Below are 18259 nucleotides of genomic sequence, written 5' to 3'. Positions count from 1 at the left end.
GTACACCATGAGTTTAACATTAAAAGGCCTTCACCATGTATCTGCGATTACAGCCAGAGCGCCGGAGAATTACAAATTCTACACCGAAGTGCTTGGGCTGCGACTGATCAAAAAAACCGTGAACCAGGATGACATCTCGGTCTATCACCTATTCTACGGCGATGAAGCAGGCAATCCCGGCACAGAGCTGACCTTCTTCGAGCTTCCGAACGCCGGACGCAACCGTGACGGCAACAACAGCATCTCCACACTGTCGCTGCGCGTGCCGGATGATCAGGCACTCGACTATTGGAAGCAGCGGTTTACAGAACTTAACGTAGAGCACGAGACCATCGCTGAACGCGGCGGCCGCCAGACGCTGGGCTTCCGTGATCATGAGGGGCAGCGGTTCCTGCTCGTATCCGATCAGAACAATCAGGGCGTTGCCGGAGACAAGCCATGGGCGGACAGCCCGGTACCGGCCGAATACGGTATTATTGGGCTCGGACCCGCTCATCTCACCGTCGAGAATGCTGAGCATACCGCACTCATCCTGGAGGATCTCTTGGGGTTCCGCCGCAAAGGAAGCTATCCATCACCTGTAGACGGACAGCCGGATGTCGTGGTATTTGAAACCGGAGAAGGCGGCTCCGGCGCTGAGGTGCATCTGGAAGAGCGCACCGATCTGCCGCAGGAGCGGCTCGGCCGGGGCGGCGTGCATCATGTCGCCTTCCGGGTCGACAATGAGGAGGAACTCAAGCTGTGGATCGAGCGCATCCGCACCGTCCAGCTGCCTAATTCCGGCTTCGTTGACCGATTTTACTTCCGTTCCCTGTACTTCCGCGAACCCAATGGCATTTTGTTCGAGCTGGCTACGGACGGGCCCGGTTTTGCCACCGACGAGCCTATGGAGCATCTTGGCGAATCCCTTGCCCTTCCGCCGTTTCTGGAAGACAAACGCGCCCAGATTGAAGCCCATCTCAAGCCGCTAAATACCCGTCAGCAGGCTTGAGTCCCGGCCTGTCTCTTCTAACAGCAGCACAAACAGCTGCGTTCCGGCCCTGGAACGCAGCTGTTGTTGTTATTCCCTATTCAGCAGGTGAAAATAAGATCAGCTCTCTGACCAGGTGATCGTAAAGATCGTGAAGCCGGGACGGGCGGTGGACGGCTTGCCTGTGATCGAGACCGGACTTGTGCCGCCCAGAAGGCCGGTGATTTTGACCGTTGTTGAAGTCACGGTCTGCGAGGCATTGTCCAGCCGTTTGATCCGGACATACTCACTGTACACGAAGCCCATGGTATCCAGCGATTCCTGCGTTGAATAGCTGAACGCGGCCTTCTTCACACCATCGACATCCGTATCCACCGTAGTCGCAATGATGGCATCTCCCGGGATCGGAAAATCCTTCGGCAGGTTGACCGGCCTCAGCGTGCTCTCCACCGGAGTGCTTCCGGAAGTTCCCGGCGTTTCAGCCGTGTCCGCACCGCTGCCAATTCTGACTTTATAATTTACAGAATCATACGTGATAGGCACATCCAGGGCATCTGCAACCGAGCGGATCGGCAGATACGTAAGACCTTCGTAGGTGATCGGCGTTAAGGTTTTGCCGTTGCCGTCTTTAAGCCAGTAGGGCGTACCGTCAACGACCACTCCAATGCTGTGGTTTAAATAAGCTTTGATCTGCTGTAATTTGGCTCCGGCATAGACCCCTGCTGAGCCGGTCACCGCCATGCCTGTAACGACCGCGGCAATCAGCCATTTTTTATTCAAGTTCATAGCTATCCTCTCCCGTGTATTAGAATGATGTAGAAATGAATGTTGCGTCTTCATATATTTACCACCAGGAGAACCCCGCCAACCTTTTTCTAACGGAAAAACACCCTATAACCGGCCCGCTTGCTGCTATTCATGGACAATCTCCGGCAGTGCAGCCAGCTCACGGATTTCGTAGGTCGGCATAATCCCTGCACTGTTAGCTTTGCCCAGCGGGTTGAACCAGCAGGTATCGATGCCGTAGTTGATTCCGCCCTGGATATCCGAAGTCAGCGAGTCCCCGACAATCAGCACCCTGCGCTTATCCGTAATCCCCAGCTTCTCAAAAGCATAGTCGAAAATGCCGGTGGCCGGCTTTTGATAACCCGCTTCCTCAGAAATGATTATCTGCTCAAAAGTGTCCGCAAGCGGCGACCCCTTGATTCTGGACAGCTGCACTTCCTTGATTCCATTTGTAATAATCGCCAGTCTGCAGGCCGCCAGCTCCTCGCATAGCTCTACCGCACCTTGAATCAGAAACGTACCTTCTCCCAGAAACCGCAAATAGGCCTCGCTGAATTCCTCCGGGTTCAAATCGAGCTGATGGGCAGCAAACAGCCGGTTAAACCGCTCCACCCGCAGCGCAGCGGAGGTAATCCGCCCCGCTTCCAGATCCGCCCACAACGCCCGGTTGATGGTCTGGTAGCTGGCCGCATACTCATCGGCTCCGGTCGGCAGCCCGAAATGGGTAAATACATTCAGGAAAGCCTGCCCCTCAGCCATTCCGTAATCAAACAGCGTATCGTCCGCATCAAATAAAATTACATCGTATTTCATGATTCGCCTCCAAATGTACGTACAATCGACAAGATAACATCCTCTGCGATATAATTTAGACAGACCTGTTTAAAAAAATCAACGGTGGTGATTGTCATTTTATACGTTTTATCGTTCCTGGTGTCATTTTTCATCGTTTACCTGCTCATCCCTCCGCTTGGCAAGCTTGCGTTCTGGCTTGATTTTGTGGACAGGCCCCGGCAGGATGTCGAACGTAAAATCCATAGGGAGCCTATTCCTCTGACAGCCAGCTATGCGATATTTATCGGTTTTTTCATTACATACCTGCTGTTTGCCCGGGATTTCTCGCTGGAGACGCTCGCCCTCTTCATCGGCGGGGTGCTTCTGCTCACTATAGGTACTATCGATGACTGGTACAAGACAAAAGGCAAGGATTTCCCTGCGCTGCCCAAATTTATCGTACAGATTGCGGCGGCCGTTCTTGTGTTCTTGTCCGGCAATGCTTTTACCGGGTTCATCAACCCGTTCTCAGGGGACTACATTTCCCTGCCGTTCATTTTGCAGTTCGTGCTGACGATCGTCTGGATCTTCGGTGTCACTACGGTCATTAATTTCTCCGACGGCATGGACGGCCTGGCTGGAGGACTTACGGCAATCTCAGCAATCACGCTGTTCATCGTTGCGCTCATGAAGGGCCAGTCCGCATCCGCCATCATGGCCATTTCTCTGGTCGGTGTGACCCTGGCCTACTTACGCTTTAACAAGGCACCTGCCAAAATTTTTATGGGTGATGCCGGCGCTACCTTCCTCGGTTTTATCCTGGCGGTAATCGCACTGGACGGAGCCTTTAAGCAGGCTACTGTGCTGTCGCTGTTCATCCCGATTCTGGCAATGGGCGTGCCGATCTTCGATAATATTTTTGTCGTAATCAAACGGTTCATTCAAGGCAAAGCGATCTATCAGGCCGATGCCAGCCAGGTACACTACCGGCTGCTCAAAGCCGGATTGAACCAGAAGCAGGTTGTTGCTGTGTTGTATCTGGTCAGCGTCTGCCTGTCCCTGTCCTCGATCATTCTGCTGTTAATTGAAACCTGATATTTAGGCATGCCGGTTCGTTCATCTGCCGGAAACAGACAAAAACACCCTTGCCTGCAAGGGTGTTTTGCTTTTCCCATGACCCCCGTGCTTCATTCAAACCCCCTCATGGGTAAAGTCGTATAATCTGCGGTAAATATTCACAATCTCCTGCATCGGCATCCGGACCAGACCGCTGGAGGAAGGGGCAACAAACTCGCGCACACCATCAACTACCGGCTCTGTCTGCTGGAACCCCCACTCCGCCTTGGTTCTGCGGCTGAACTCCGTATAGACCCCTTTGCCAACAAAGCAGGCAATCTCCGGACGGTACAGAGCCAGCTTCCCGCGTAGCAGCTCACGCCCTTCAGTATATTCCTCCCGGGTGATATCCTCCGCGCCTACCGTCGGACGGGCGACAATATTCGTAAAGCCATAACCCAGCTTCAGCAGCTCTCCATCCTCCGAGGCCTCGTACAGGCGCGGCGTCAGACCCGACTGGTGAAGAATCCGCCAGAAGTTATTGCGCGGGTTCGCATAATGATGCCCCAGCTCTCCTGAGCGGATGCTCGGGTTAAAGCCGATAAAGACAATCTGCAGACCGTGCTCCAGGTGATCCGGTACTTCCTCCATGAACAGCCCTCCGCTTCACTTAGTTATACTTCGTTGCCCGCATAATAGAAGGTTACACCGGAAGCCGCGGCCTTAACCGTGTCTGCTGCAAGAAGCACATGGGTGCCTGCCGTTTCCTCCCTTAGTTGCGGCTCCGCCGGCTTACCCCAGCGGTCCATAAGCTATCTTCTCCCCATACCTCTGCCAGCGCCGCGCGGAACAGCTCATCCAGCACTTCATACGATACGCCGTCCCCCGGACCAAACCGGGAGGCCGCTTCTTCAAAATAGGCGATTTGCTGCTCCAAATATGTATTTATCACTTCAAGGCGCGGCTCCAGATTCAGTTCATCGCCTGACATTTTGCGGATCAGCAGGTTGTTCACAGTCTCTCTCAGGAGGGTGCCTGCCGGAATGAGCTCCTCTACCAGGACGGAAAATTCCAATGGCGGAACCTCATTGTATTTCTCTATCCAGGCACAGGCCAGCAGCGGGCGGAGCACATAGAAATATTTTTTGATTTTGACCTCGCTGCCCTGCAGATAGGTGCGATAGTTGCCCCGTGCCATGTTCAGATAGTGATAGATACATGACTTAGGTGAAAACCCCAGCGGCGAAAGCTTGCGGATGCTCTCTGCCACCGTGTAGTTTTCTTCATAACGGATACAGGACTGCAGCCACTCCAGCAGCGGCGGATTGGATTTGCGGAACAACGTCAGGCCTTTCTTCAAATCCCAGCCGTTAATATCCAGCAGATCGCTGATTGGCCGTTCGATCACATCTCTCGGCTCCAGGATCGACAGATAAGCCTCCGGCCGGCGCAAGTATAGGAACCGGACATCGTAGTCGCTGTCCTTGGACGGAAAGCCCCAGGCCCGGCTGCCCGACTCACAGGCATACAGAATACGCACATTCTCTTCCGCTTCAATCGAACGCAGCTGGCGCACAATCTCTTTATGAATTTCAGACATCATTCAACACTCCCTTCAGCTCCAAAACAATACAAAAAGGCCATGGATTCTATCATCCATGGCCCCGCTCCGTCTATAGCAGACTTCCAGCTACATATGCTGCAACGCTAAACTACCGTTCCGGCGATACATATACTGCTGCTGAGACTACGCTATGAACCAGGGAGGACAGTTGGACGGATAGAATCCAGTTTCTGTCAACCCGCCTTAGAGCAGCCAGCTGCGCTGGCGTATTCCATATTTATGGGAGGATAGCTTTAACCGCTGGTGTTAAGTCTTGTTTCTGCAATGTAACATAATCCGTTCTGCCCTCTTTATAGACCAGCTTCACCAGGTAATCGCCACTCTCCGCTTTATAATAGCGCTGATTCTCCAGGATATCGGCAATAGCGTCAGCATCTTGGATCACAGCCGAACGTTTCTCGCTGCGGGCCAGCTGCAGGTGACGCTCAGCATCATATCGCTCAGCAGCAGGAAGCTGGTCATTGTAATTATCCAGAATGATCTCTGCAGATGCAATATCACCTGGTTGGGTACGGATTCTATCGGCGTACCCCTTCTGCTCCAGCCACGCTCCCAGCTCCTTGAAGGAGGACTGCCATTCGTAGGCGTAGTAGAGCTGATACCCGGTAGCATCCGGCTTACTCATGATTTGGATTGACGCATATGGCGGCTGGAGAAGCCTCTGGTTCTGATCCTCATAGGTCATATTCAGAATTTCCCGTTTCAGAATTTCTTTGAATTCCTTAACCTCCTGCGGGTCCGAAAGGCTCAGCGCTTTATTGTAGTTATCTAAGCGGAAGCCTTCGATGTCCCCATCAAGCCGGGACAGCATATACGCTTTGCGTTTGTATCCCTCACTCTCCATCACGGCCTTGAGCTCCGGTTCAAACCCGGCAGTGGGAATCAGGTAGGAACGCTGTACGATCCGCCCGTTATCAAGCCGGTAGGACAGATAGAATTGCCGGTAATCCGAGTATGAATTATTCGCCGGAATCTCCGGGCGTGCAGCGGCCACGGCAAGATGCAGCTTGCGTACAGCCTCGATATAGTTCCGATCCTTAGTGAACGGATCCTCCTTGCTGATATTCGGATTGGTATTATTCAAATATGCATCATTAGCCGCATAATCACTTCCTGCATAAACACCTTCAATCTTCTCAAGAGCCGGCACCCGGTTCTCATAGCCGGAGATTCCTGAGACCGGAATATACAGCAGCAGACCCAGCAGCAATGTATAACCGGCAAATTCCAGCGGCACCCGGCGGGTTAGAATCTGCCAGGTTTTGCGGATGATCATCTCCGCCGCAATGTAGCCGATAAGCGCTCCGGCCAGGTTGCCCGCGATGATCCAGCCAAGCTGCAGCTGCTTAAGCTGGGCGAAATAGGTGCCGGAGATCAGCATCGCACAGAACATGACCCCCGCTTTGAACAGCGGATTGAAATACGTAAAGGCAATCGCCTGGCCTGCCTTTTCCCCGTGGCGTCTGCGGTACAGTATAACAGACAGCGCAAATAACAGGACAGACAAGGCCGAATACATCCACAGATCACCGGCGCTGAAGGCATTAGTATTCACGTAGATCATATGCAGAATCGGGGACCATACTTCCATATGCGCCTGCGCCCCGTACCATCTGGGATAACCGTACAGGTACATCCCGAAATGTTCATTGACCAATTGGAGCAGCATGACAGGCAGAAGCAGCAGGATGTAGATCACCGCCCCCTGAAGCACCGTTTGTCCGGTACAGATGCCAACAAACATGCTGAAGATAAACAGGAACAGCGTAAGGATACTTAGCGTCAGGCACCATTCCAAGACATCCGATCCAGTATAAATGTACATATTACTATCCAGCGGCTGCACTATGGCAGTAACAGCACCCGTCAGCCAGATGGGAACCAACAGCAGAATCAGACCGCTCACCGTATGGGACACCAGCAGATGCTCCCGGCGCAGCGGGAGGCTATGCCACAGATCAGACGGCATTTTGGCCTGCAGATAACGGAACAGGAATAAACCGGCAGCTACAGGAACCGTAACGACGAACAGCATCTGAATCTCTCCGCCGACGAAGAACAGATTCTGTACCGTCTGCGGTTTGGCATTCGGGTCACCGTTCATGAACATCTGCAGCGGCAGTGCGAATAGAAGAGCAAGGGTATAAATAATTCCGATCCAGCCGTGCTGGCGCAAATTCTGGCGGATCACGCTGCTGTTAAAGAAGAATCGGCTGCGCGTCATAACCGGCATCCCCCATTTCATAAATAAAGATTTCTTCCAGCGTCAGCGGCAGCAGATCAAACACATACGGCTCATAGACATGAAAAGCCCGGGAGATCCGCTCACGGTCGCCTTTTACGATATACAGGTTAACGCTGCCCCGCTGCTCCTGATGGAGAATCTGCAGCTTGGCGGTAAGTGCGCCGGCGTGGCGTTCATCACGGAAAGCCACTTGAATTTTATGCGTGTCCGCCTTCAGATCATCCAGATCCTTCTCGACCAGCATTTTACCGCCATGCATAATGCCGACATGATCACATAAATCCTCAATTTCTCGCAGATTATGCGAAGAGATCAGTACAGTCAGGCCGCGTTCGGCCACTTCCTGGAACAGCAGATTCTTGATCTGCCGCCGCATGACCGGATCAAGCCCGTCAATCGGCTCATCCATAATCAGTACCTCCGGCGCACAGCTCAGTGCAAGCCAAAAAGCAGCCTGCCGCTGCATTCCTTTAGAGAATCTGCTGAGCTTCCGGCCCTGATCCAGCCGAAATACGGCAGCCAGTTCCTTGAAACGTTCCTCGCTCCATGTCGGATAGATTGACCGGTAAAAGGCAGCCATGCTCCGGATTGACGCCTGCGGGAAAAAATACGGGCTATCCGGCATGAAAATAATCCGCTGCTTCACTTCCGGCGCCTCAAACACCGGCTTGCCTCCGATCGTAACCGTTCCTTGCTCGGGCCTATAAATACCAGCGAGCGTTTTTAGCAGTGTCGTTTTACCTGCACCGTTCGAACCGAGCAATCCGTAGATTGCCCCTTTATGTACAGTCAGCGAGATGCCGTCAACGGCCTTTTCCCCTTGAAAAATCTTGCTTACTCCGCGGATCTCAATCATGCTTCTCCCCCTCTCTCTGCTCCAGAACCTGGCGGTACAATGTGCTGATCTCATTTTCGGTGAATCCAAGATATACGGCCTCTGCCATCAGCCGCAGCAGCTCCCCGCGCAGCTCCGCCCGTTTGCTCTCACTGCGTTCCTGCCGAAGCGGAGCCACGAAGCTCCCCTTGCCCGGCAGAGAATAGATATACTCTTCACGCTCCAGCTCCCGGTAAGCCTTCTGAATCGTATTCGGATTGACTGTGAGCTGTGAAGATAACGTTCTTACCGACGGAAGCTGTTCATCTGCCCGGAGAATCCCATGCATAATCATCTCTTTGATCTTACCCGTCAGCTGTTCGTAAATCGGCTTGCGGCTGCGAACGTCCAGTTCGAACATAAGCATCCTCCTTTCCATTGCATAGCAGTTCTCTCAGGTGTATTAACTGTACTACTATTATTAGTACAGTCGGATGCTATTGTCAACATAAAGAAACGGCTTTCCTCCTTTGCCGGAGAGCCGTTTTGGTGGCCTTTTATCGGGGCAGGTTATATTTAATCCGCTGCCCTTTGGGCTGCTGCTGGGTAATGCAGTGAATATTGCCGCCGCCGAGGGCGATTTCCCTTGTATTGATCTGCACGACCTTCCGCTCCGGAAACAATCTGCTTAGCGTTACATAAGCCTCTGCATCCTTACGGTCCCCGAAGCCGGGCATAATCACTCCCCCGTTGCAGATATAGAAATTTACATAGCTGGCGGCTAAAAGGGTTCCCGCTCTGCGGCTGTAGCTATGACTGGCCCGGTCAATCCGGCCTGCTTCCTCACCGGTAATTTCCAGGGGCTGCGGGAGTTGCAGCTTATGGATGTCAAGCCTGCGTCCCTGTGCATCTGTTGCCCGGCTTAAGTGTTTATAGGCCTCATTCAGCACCTCATACTGCGGATCCCGCCGATTGTCCGTCCAGCTCATTACAACCACGCCGGGTCTCACAAACGCCGCAACCTCATCGACATGCCCATCCGTTTCATCATGAAGCATGCCGCGCGGGAGCCAGATAATTTGGTCGATATTCAGGGAATTACGCAGCACAGCTTCAATCTGCGCCTTCGATAGCTGCGGGTTGCGGTTTTTGTGCAGCAGACACTGCTCTGTAGTGATAAGCGTACCTTCCCCGTCTACATGAACCGATCCGCCTTCCAAAATAAAATGCTGAAGATCATAGCGGTCCAGACGCTCGATCTCCAGCACTTTTTGTTTCACCAGCAGGTCCTGATCCCATGGGAAATACAGTCCTCCGTTTAGTCCGCCCCAAGCGTTAAAACCCCAGTCAATTCCTCTTACGCCACCCTCACGGTTCAGAACAAAGGTCGGGCCGATATCCCGCATCCAGGCATCGTTGGAGGAAATCTCAACTACCCGGACGGACTCTGGCATCCGTGAGCGTACATGCTCAAACTGGCCGGAGGCAACGCCTATCGTCACCGGCTCAAATTCAGCAATTGCCGCTGCTACGGCTACAAAAGCATCCTGTGCCGGCTTAGCCCCCAGCCTCCAGGTGTCGGTGCGGGTAGGCCAGAGCATCCAGGTACCTGCATGAGGCTCATATTCGCCCGGCATACGATAACCGTCTTCCCTCGGCGATCTTCCTATTGTGTGTGGCATCCGTATTCACCCCGGCTATAGAATCCTAATAGAATTCTATGCGGATAAACAGGCTGCTGCTACTGGTGTATATAGCTCAAATAGCAGAGCTTTCCGCCTCAAGCAGGGTCTCCTTCTGCCTCTTCGGGCGCTTGTCGCTCAGCAGCGCAAAGAGAATCCCGGGAAGCATCAGCAGACTTGCACAAACAAACGTCCGGCTGAAGGCATGAACAGCCGCCCCCTGCAAACCTGCTGCAGCTTGTGAGAGCAGCTGCCCGGCTTCGCGGAACTGATTCCCGCTGTCTGCCGCAAATGCCTGCTGCTCCGCAGGACTCAGCGTGGCAGCGGCAAGCTTGGTCTTCGCCATCACTTCCGTGAACACTTCATCGCCGTCTGCTTTCCCGTCTGAGCCGTGTTCCCCTTGCCCGAGCGAGGTAATAGCGGCAATCAGCACCGGTTTAATAAACGGCTGCAGCACTTGATCCTCCTTCACCGCCTGCACCGCACGGTTCCCGGCGGTGTGCAGGTTATTATCCGTTTGCTGCTGCAGCACTGTTACGATAATTGCTACACCGATTACACTGCCCAGCGCCTTGCTCATATTCGTGATGCCCGAAGCAATTCCCACCTTCTCTTCAGGAACGTTGCGGACTGCGGAAGACATCACGGGCGCCATCGTAAGGCCAGTTCCCAGTCCCATGGCGACTAAGCGGACCAATACATCGGCCAGCGCCGAATCTGCCTGCAGTCCGCTTAAGGAATAGGCGGCACCAGCCATTATGAGCACTCCCCCCGCAGCGAACAGGTGACTCCCGTATTTAGCGGAGAGCGGCCCGGATATAGCCGAGCTGACAATGGAGCCCACTGCAATCATAGAGAGGACAAGACCCGCTTTCAGCTCCGTCATTCCCATCATCCGGGTCAGGAAAAAGCTGGTCAGCAGCGAGATATTCATCAGTGCCGCCCCGACGATAATCATGGTCAGCGATGCGCCGTTAAAGGTACGGATCCGTAGCAGCGAGAGCGGCAGCATCGGCTCCCTTCCTTTCCGCTGCGAGAAGGAAAAGAAGATCAGGAACAATATGCCCAGTGCCAGCAGCAGCAGAATAACCCGGGAATTCCAGCCAAAGTCTTGAACTTTGATTAACGCATAGGTAATGAAGAACATCGCTCCGGTGATTCCCAGCGTACCGCCAACATCGACAGATCTGCCTGCAGAATCGTCACGGGATTCCTGGATGAACAGCGCTGTGAGCACAATGCTCAGCACCCCAAGCGGCACATTGACAAAAAAGATCCACTGCCAGTTGAGCTGCTGGGTAATTACACCGCCAAGCGCCGGACCGCTCGCTGCAGCAACCCCCGAGATAGCTCCCCAGATGCCGATAATGAGACCATGCATTTCTTTGGGGAAGGTGGTCGTGGTCAGCGGGATTGTAACAGGAACAATAATCGCCCCCGCCAAACCCTGCAGAACACGAAGCAGAATCAGAACTCCCAGGGAGGGAGCCAGACCGGCAAGCAATGAAGTCACCGTGAACAACAAAACACCGATCAAAAATACTCTCTTACGCCCGAACTGGTCCGCCAGCCGCGACGCTGTCAGAATAAACACGGCAAACGCCAGATTGTAACCGTTCATTATCCAGGATATTTGTGACACGGTTCCCCCGAAATGGCGCGTCATCTCCGGTAAGGCAATATTAATAATCGTGGTATCCAGCAGTGCCATAAAGAAACCGAGGACAATTGCAGTAAAAGAAAAAATCCGCCGTACACGCATACTCAACCTCATCACTCCCTTTATAATCTGAACTATAGTTCATATTTAGAATTATATGAACTATAGTTCATGTTTGTCAATGAAAAAAATGAACTATAGTTCATCTTTTGTTGACAGTAAAAAAGCACTCCTCTACAATCGGGTATATAAGGGGGACCTTAACACATGGGTGAAACGGAAGATAAGATTAGAACACCGCAACAGGACCGCAGTATTAGAACCAAGCAGGCGATCGTCCAAGCTGCTATGAAGCTTTTTTCGGAGAAAGGCTATCATCAGACTAATACTAAGCAAATTGCCGCCGCGGCAGGAGTATCTACAGGTAGTTTTTATTCTTACTTTATTGATAAGCGGGCTGTATTTATGGAAGTGCTGACGGGGTACAGCGAGGTTCTTCTGGAACGGATCGATTCCTCCATGGCCGAAATTAATTTCCAGATTATGGACAAACATTCCCTGCTTACACATCTCGTAGACAGCCTCCTGTTGTCACATGAGGTCTATACCGGTTTCCATAAAGAGCTGTCCATTATGTATCTCAGCGATGAGGATATTAAGCGGCAGATGGACGCACAGTATGAAGTTGGCCGAGTCCGAACACTGCAGTTTCTCCAAATGGGGAAGGATGAGCTGAAAGTTACCGACCTGGAAGCGGCAGCTATCCTTGTATTCGAGTCCGTAAACGCCATTGTGGATGTAATCGCCTTCTCTCCGCACCGGGTTTCGCCTGAACGGCTGAAGAGAGAACTCGTCAATATGCTCGTTGAGTATCTGTATGTATGATATATAGATTGAACTTGTGATTTTTTATTATGAGATGGCCGTAAGCGTCTTAACCTTTCTCAGCAAAAAAACAGCGGCCGGCAGAATCACTTCTGCCGGCCGCTGTTTCACTTCTCGCCGCTCAACGTTCATCCTTCCAAAAATTCAGCGGTTTAAGATCCTTAGTGATAATCGCAAAGCTGTATCCTTCCTTCTTGAAGGTCTCCAAAAGACGCGGCAGCACTTTAAGCGTCGCCTTCTGGTCATGCATAAGTATGACCGGATTCGTCTTCGATTTCTGCAGTTTATGCACCTGACTCATGACGGAAGCATAGATTTTGCCGCTATCTTCCTTGTACCTCCAGTCTTCTGAGTCGACATTCCAGTCCCATAAATGATAACCCTGGGTCAACACCTTATCTCTGAAGGCTTGAGTGAAATAGGGTTTGCTTCCGTATGGCGGCCGGATCAGTGACGTTTCCGCTCCGCTGATTTTCTTCAGCACCGCATTGTCTCCCGCCATCTCTGCCAGTGCAGCGGCCGGAGATGCATAGAATTTCTCCTTGCGGTGAGTCATTCCGTGCAGGCCAAGCCCGTAGCCTGCCTTCACAATCTGTTTCACCTGGGAAGGATAACGGTTCATGTTGATCCCCAGCATAAAGAAGGTCGCCTTTGCATCATATTTCTCCATTATACCCAACAGCTCAGAGGTCGTTGCCGACGGCCCGTCATCAAATGTAAGATACAGGGTCCGCCCCTTGGCCTCAGAAGTAGCCGGAGATGTATCCGCAGAAGCAGTTCCGCTGGCGGCCTGCGGTGTCAGCTTGTCTTTATATTGAACAATGAAGTCCTCGTCGCTCAGCAGCGCCCCGGCATCCCGTACCCGAAGTAAATATTTATCCGGCTGAAAGGTTAAGCTATACCCAAGGTAGGTGCTGATCCGCAGAGGCACCATCAGCTTACCGTCCTTCAGGAAAGTGCTCATCGCAGCAAATGTTCCGTCCGGAAGCTGAAGTCCCCCGTCATTGTTAAGCAGCCGTACCGTATGATCTCCGGCCGCAACTTCAATTCCTTCCTGCAGACCGGTAATGGTCCATTTCAGTTCTGCGGATAGCGCACGAAGCGGAACATAATAGGTATCCTTAACGGATACAGCTTCGATTTCAGTCAAGCTATCGTTGACACCCAGCTTCAAGACTGATCCTGCCCCCGCAGCCTTAGCTGTGGTTTGCAGAATCCCAAAACATAAGAATAATGACATTAATAAAGCCATTGCTTTTTTCATAGGCACGAGCAGAATCTCCAATCTATGTATATTTACCTCTAACTCTATCATACATAGATATAACGTAATTTGAGAGATTGTAACCCAATCCATAAATTATTGTTACTTTTTCGGGCTGTGACATATGACATAGCAAGCCCTTCTTATACAAAAAGGCAGTGATTCCTTATATTTCGTCGAATGCTGTCGCATCAACAAAAAAAGCGGTTAAACAGCATCGTTTTTACACATTATAATTGTGACGAAATTAGCAACATTTGTGAATGTTTGAACAAATTTTGAACTACCTTAAATTCAGCTTAAAGCCCGTCGCTACAGTGATCTTTGTCATACCTAACCGCACTTGTAACAAATTGATCACAGATATTTAACTTTATCGCCATTATTAAGGTCGATAATAGATATTATGTTAAAATATGTATTTTGCAATTAGGGTAAGTAATTCTTACTATAGATACAGGTTAAGCTTTCCCAGCCATCGAACGGCTAATGAAAAGAAGTATTGAAGGAAGGAGTTCTATATGAAAAAAAAGGGACCGTTATACGCTTTGTTTCTGAGCCTGCTCTTCATTCTGCCGGGATGCAGTTCACTTTCCGTACTGAACCCGAAGGGGCCGGCTGCCCGAACTTTATCTGACACGATCATCCTCTCCATTCTGGTGATGGCCGGTGTCCTCGCAGTTGTCTACATCTTATATATCTTCGTCCTGGTAAAATACCGGGCAAAGAAGAGCAATGAAGGGTACATTCCTGAACATGAGGAGGGCAATAAGGTTCTTGAGGCCATCTGGATTATCATCCCGATCATCATCGTAGCCTTTCTGTCTGTTGTGACTGTTAAGTCCACGCATGCGGTCGAGAATGTCGCCACTGAGTACAAGGATCAGGATCCGCTGGTCATTTATGCTTCGTCCTCCAACTGGAAATGGCATTTCAGCTATCCTGAGGAAGGCATTGAAACAGTGAATTACGTCAACATTCCCGTTCACCGTGCGGTAGAATTCAGATTGTACTCCTTCGGGACAATCACGAGCTTCTGGGTTCCCCAGCTTGCCGGTCAAAAATACGCGATGAGCGATATGATTACCGAGCTTAACCTCTCGGCCGATACTGTGGGCTCTTATATCGGAAAGAACTCGAACTTCAGCGGTAAGGGCTTTGCCCATATGGAATTCGAGACGCTTGTAATGACCGATAAGGATTACCAGGATTGGGTGAAGGAAGTTAAAGAAACTGCACCTGCACTTACCGAAGAGGAATTCAAAGGTCTGCTCGCCGCCGAAGTACTTGGGCGCAAAACCTACTCATCTACGCATCTGACGTTCAGTCCTCCTCCGGGTGACCATAACGAGCATATGAGCGGAAACGGCTCGGAAATGGATATGGAGAACGGCGGTATGGAACATGAGGACAACAAGGAAATCCATCCTTCTCCGGAGCCATCCAGCCAGACAGAGTTTGATAGTGTGCCTAATCCGGAAGTTAATGAACCGCTGCCAAGTTCGCCTGTTGAAGAAACTACGAACTAATGATGCAATAGCAACAACCTGAAAGGAGCCACCCTAATGGATTTAGACAAATTTAAGGTTCACGGCGAACCCTTGATTTACGGAGCCATGGTCAGTATCGCACTCGCTACCATCGGGATTCTCGTCGGGTTGACCTATTTCAAGAAATGGGGATACCTGTGGCGCGAATGGCTTACTACCGTGGATCACAAGAAAATCGGGGTTATGTATATTCTAGCAGCACTTCTGATGCTGTTCCGCGGCGGCGTGGACGCGATAATGATGCGTCTGCAAACCGCAGCACCGGAAATGAAATTCCTCGATGCGCAGCATTATAACGAGGTATTTACCACTCACGGCCTGATTATGATTCTCTTCATGGCCATGCCTTTTATCATCGGTCTGATGAACGTCATCATTCCGCTGCAAATCGGCGCAAGAGACGTTGCTTTTCCGCGCCTCAACGCTGTCAGCTTCTGGCTTTTCTTCATGGGAGCCATGCTGCTTAACATTTCCTTCGTTATCGGGGGATCACCGGATGCAGGCTGGTCCGCGTACTTCCCGCTTGCGAGTCTGGAATTCAGCCCGACCGTTGGTAACAACTACTACTCCCTGGCACTGCAGATTTCCGGTATCGGGACACTGATTACAGGGGTTAACTTCATTGTTACCATTCTCAAAATGCGCGCACCAGGCATGACGCTGATGAAAATGCCAATGTTCACCTGGTCCGTACTGATCACCAACGTCATTATCGTCTTCGCCTTCCCGGTGCTGACCGTAGCACTTGCCCTGATGATGTTTGACCGTCTGTTCGGCTCACAATTCTTCACGATGGCCAACGGCGGGATGGATATGCTCTGGGCCAACCTGTTCTGGGTATGGGGACATCCTGAGGTTTACATTGTTATATTACCGGCATTCGGGATTTACAGTGAAATTATCGCCACCTTCTCCAAAAAGAACCTGTACGGCTATACCTCAATGGTATTCAGTATGGTCATCATCTCGCTCTTGTCCTTCCTGGTTTGGGCTCACCATTTCTACACCATGGGTCAAGGCGTTATGGTCAACAGCTTCTTCTCCATCACTACGATGGCGATTGCCGTACCAACCGGGGTCAAAATATTCAACTGGCTGTTCACCCTACGTAAAGGGCGAATTACCTTCACGACACCGATGTTATACACTCTGGCCTTCATTCCGATCTTTACTATCGGCGGTGTAACCGGCGTAATGCTGGCGATGGCCAGTGCGGATTACCAGTATCACAACACCATGTTCCTGGTAGCCCATTTCCACTACGTTCTGATTCCAGGTGCAGTGTTTGCGGTTATTGCAGGCTTCCATTACTGGTTCCCGAAAGTATTCGGCTTCCGTCTTAATGAACGCCTCGGCAAACATGCTTTCTGGTGGATTATTATTTCCTTTAACGTGACCTTCTTCCCACTCTTCTTCCTGGGACTGATGGGAATGACCCGCCGTATGTACACCTATTCAGAGGAGAGCGGCTTCGGTCCGCTGAATATGCTGTCCTTCGTCGGAGCAGTGGGTCTGGCAATCGGTTTTGTTATCCTGGTCTACAACATTTACTGGAGTACACGCTACATGCCAAGAGATACAACAAGCGATCCTTGGGATGGACGTACCCTGGAATGGGCTACACCAAGTCCGATTCCGGCTTACAACTTCGCTGTAGTGCCAAACGTGAAAACTCGCGATGCCTTCTGGGCAGCCAAGCAGGATAATGTGCCGCTGTTTGAGGATAAAATCACTAAGATTCACTTGCCGAACAATACCGGGAAGCCGTTTATCCTGGGTGTCATCTTCTTCTTCCTGGGCTTCTTCCTCGTATTCAGCATGTGGATTCCAGCGATCGTTGCCGGAGTCGGCGTAATCATTATGCTGGCGGCAATGTCCTTTGACCGGGATCACGGCTTCTACGTACCGGCTGAAGAAGTTATTGCTACTGAAAAGAAATTGCGGGGTGAGACTGTATGAAAATAGATGCGTCCAAGCCGCTGGAATATTCAACAGAAGAGAACAGTAATAAAATCTTCGGCTTTTGGGTTTTTCTCGGGGCTGAAATACCGCTCTTCGCTACACTGTTTACCGTATACTTCGTAATGGTTAACCGCTTTGCCAGCGGTCCAAGCGGCAAAGAGCTGTTTGAAATCGGTCCTGTGCTGATGGAAACTTTCCTGTTGCTTACAAGCTCGTTCACAATCGGCCTCGCCATTCATGCTATGCGGCACGGCTACAAGAAAGCGATGATGTTCTTTATGGGCATCACGCTCCTGATGGGTCTTGGCTTTATCGGCATTGAGATCGATGAATTCTTCACCTATGTCCATGAAGGCGCCACACTCCAAACCAGCGGTTTCCTGTCCAGTCTCTTCGTACTGCTCGGAACCCACGGTGCCCACGTCAGCTTCGGCTTCCTGTGGGGCGCGGGGATCATGATTCAGCTGTGGCGGCAGGGAATTACTCCGGCTACTGCCAATAAAGCCTTTATCTTCTCACTGTTCTGGCATTTCTTAGACGTTGTCTGGATCTTCATCTTCAGCTTCGTCTACCTGAAAGGAATGATGTGATATGATAAAGCAACTGTTTCCAATTCGCCATGTTATGGGTTATCTGGCTTCCCTGGTCCTTTCTGCCGCTGCGCTGATTGTGATCTATGGAGACCTCTCCCATACGGCTAATATGACGGTTCTGTTCATCACTGCGCTTATCCAGGCATCCCTGCAGCTCTTTGTGTTCATGCACATCGGGGAATCGGCAGATACCAAAAAAGAACTTTATCTCAACATTGCTTATGCCTTGTTCGTAGGGCTGGTAACCCTCTTCGGTACCCTCTTCATCTTCGTATGGGGCTGGTATTCCTAAGACAGGCATACGATCTTTCTTCCATTAAGCAGCCCGCTTCCGGTAATTTGACCAGAGCGGGCTGCTTTTTTGTGCTAGCGCAGTTTCATTCATTTTCAACAA

At 51.2% G+C, this 18259-nt stretch carries 18 protein-coding genes; 7 read left to right on the top strand and 11 right to left on the bottom strand.

Annotated features, from left to right (window positions below; translation table 11 throughout):
- Positions 1-7 precede the first annotated feature (7 nt).
- On the top strand, positions 8-991 hold the full coding sequence (locus tag JRJ22_RS03870) for a ring-cleaving dioxygenase (protein WP_206103314.1): 984 nt from the start codon (positions 8-10) through the stop codon (positions 989-991).
- 99 nt (positions 992-1090) lie between these two features.
- On the opposite strand, the gene JRJ22_RS03865 is transcribed toward JRJ22_RS03870, so the two are convergent.
- Positions 1091-1756 (bottom strand): hypothetical protein, encoded by a 666-nt coding sequence (locus tag JRJ22_RS03865; protein ID WP_206103313.1) that lies wholly within the window; start codon positions 1754-1756, stop codon positions 1091-1093.
- Positions 1757-1882: 126 nt separating this feature from the next.
- Positions 1883-2569: a YjjG family noncanonical pyrimidine nucleotidase gene (locus tag JRJ22_RS03860; protein ID WP_206103312.1), complete on the bottom strand. Its 687-nt coding sequence runs from the start codon at positions 2567-2569 to the stop codon at positions 1883-1885.
- Between the two features lie 96 nt (positions 2570-2665).
- On the opposite strand from JRJ22_RS03860, the gene JRJ22_RS03855 reads away from it, so the two are divergent.
- Positions 2666-3625 carry an MraY family glycosyltransferase gene (locus tag JRJ22_RS03855; protein ID WP_206104968.1) on the top strand — a complete coding sequence of 320 codons (960 nt, stop codon included), beginning with the start codon at positions 2666-2668 and terminating at the stop codon, positions 3623-3625.
- 96 nt (positions 3626-3721) lie between these two features.
- Here the strand turns inward: JRJ22_RS03855 and JRJ22_RS03850 are convergent, their stop codons facing one another.
- The 8 genes from JRJ22_RS03850 to JRJ22_RS03820 form a co-directional block, all read right to left on the bottom strand.
- On the bottom strand, positions 3722-4237 hold the full coding sequence (locus JRJ22_RS03850; protein WP_206103311.1) for a mismatch-specific DNA-glycosylase: 516 nt from the start codon (positions 4235-4237) through the stop codon (positions 3722-3724).
- Between the two features lie 23 nt (positions 4238-4260).
- Positions 4261-4395 (bottom strand): hypothetical protein, encoded by a 135-nt coding sequence (locus JRJ22_RS29415; protein ID WP_269751869.1) that lies wholly within the window; start codon positions 4393-4395, stop codon positions 4261-4263.
- Positions 4359-5186 carry a nucleotidyltransferase domain-containing protein gene (locus JRJ22_RS03845; protein ID WP_206104967.1) on the bottom strand — a complete coding sequence of 276 codons (828 nt, stop codon included), beginning with the start codon at positions 5184-5186 and terminating at the stop codon, positions 4359-4361. The genes JRJ22_RS29415 and JRJ22_RS03845 overlap by 37 nt, the downstream gene beginning before the upstream one ends.
- A gap of 241 nt (positions 5187-5427) precedes the next feature.
- Entirely contained in the window at positions 5428-7434 is a 2007-nt protein-coding gene (locus JRJ22_RS03840) for a DUF6449 domain-containing protein (RefSeq protein WP_206103310.1), read from the bottom strand.
- Positions 7409-8311 (bottom strand): ABC transporter ATP-binding protein, encoded by a 903-nt coding sequence (locus JRJ22_RS03835; protein WP_206103309.1) that lies wholly within the window; start codon positions 8309-8311, stop codon positions 7409-7411. Before JRJ22_RS03835 ends, JRJ22_RS03840 begins: the two co-directional genes overlap by 26 nt.
- On the bottom strand, positions 8304-8690 hold the full coding sequence (locus JRJ22_RS03830; RefSeq protein WP_206103308.1) for a GntR family transcriptional regulator: 387 nt from the start codon (positions 8688-8690) through the stop codon (positions 8304-8306). Before JRJ22_RS03830 ends, JRJ22_RS03835 begins: the two co-directional genes overlap by 8 nt.
- Positions 8691-8826: 136 nt before the next feature.
- Entirely contained in the window at positions 8827-9951 is a 1125-nt protein-coding gene (aguA, locus tag JRJ22_RS03825; protein ID WP_206103307.1) for an agmatine deiminase, read from the bottom strand.
- Positions 9952-10027: 76 nt separating this feature from the next.
- Positions 10028-11713, bottom strand: coding sequence for an MFS transporter (locus tag JRJ22_RS03820; protein WP_232381151.1), 1686 nt, complete (start codon positions 11711-11713; stop codon positions 10028-10030).
- A 165-nt stretch (positions 11714-11878) separates the two neighbouring features.
- Between JRJ22_RS03820 and JRJ22_RS03815 the strand changes: the two genes are divergently transcribed.
- Positions 11879-12496 carry a TetR/AcrR family transcriptional regulator gene (locus JRJ22_RS03815; RefSeq protein ID WP_206103305.1) on the top strand — a complete coding sequence of 206 codons (618 nt, stop codon included), beginning with the start codon at positions 11879-11881 and terminating at the stop codon, positions 12494-12496.
- Between the two features lie 121 nt (positions 12497-12617).
- Here the strand turns inward: JRJ22_RS03815 and JRJ22_RS03810 are convergent, their stop codons facing one another.
- Positions 12618-13760: a polysaccharide deacetylase family protein gene (locus JRJ22_RS03810; RefSeq protein ID WP_206103304.1), complete on the bottom strand. Its 1143-nt coding sequence runs from the start codon at positions 13758-13760 to the stop codon at positions 12618-12620.
- Positions 13761-14281: 521 nt separating this feature from the next.
- On the opposite strand from JRJ22_RS03810, the gene qoxA reads away from it, so the two are divergent.
- From qoxA to qoxD, 4 genes are read left to right on the top strand one after another with little or no spacing between them, the layout of a single operon-like run.
- Positions 14282-15289 carry a cytochrome aa3 quinol oxidase subunit II gene (gene qoxA / locus JRJ22_RS03805; RefSeq protein WP_206103303.1) on the top strand — a complete coding sequence of 336 codons (1008 nt, stop codon included), beginning with the start codon at positions 14282-14284 and terminating at the stop codon, positions 15287-15289.
- Positions 15290-15325: 36 nt separating this feature from the next.
- Positions 15326-17269 carry a cytochrome aa3 quinol oxidase subunit I gene (gene qoxB / locus JRJ22_RS03800; protein WP_206103302.1) on the top strand — a complete coding sequence of 648 codons (1944 nt, stop codon included), beginning with the start codon at positions 15326-15328 and terminating at the stop codon, positions 17267-17269.
- The gene (qoxC, locus tag JRJ22_RS03795) at positions 17266-17862 is read left to right on the top strand and encodes a cytochrome aa3 quinol oxidase subunit III (RefSeq protein ID WP_206103301.1); all 597 of its coding nucleotides are present in this window, start codon (positions 17266-17268) and stop codon (positions 17860-17862) included. The genes qoxB and qoxC overlap by 4 nt, the downstream gene beginning before the upstream one ends.
- A 1-nt stretch (position 17863) precedes the next feature.
- Positions 17864-18157, top strand: a complete 294-nt coding sequence (qoxD, locus tag JRJ22_RS03790; RefSeq protein ID WP_206103300.1) for a cytochrome aa3 quinol oxidase subunit IV — start codon at positions 17864-17866, stop codon at positions 18155-18157.
- The last annotated feature ends 102 nt before the right edge of the window (positions 18158-18259 follow it).

Source organism: Paenibacillus tianjinensis, from assembly GCF_017086365.1.
Taxonomy (GTDB): Bacteria; Bacillota; Bacilli; order Paenibacillales; family Paenibacillaceae; genus Paenibacillus_AQ; species Paenibacillus_AQ tianjinensis.
This window is presented reverse-complemented; position numbering and strand designations above follow the sequence as displayed.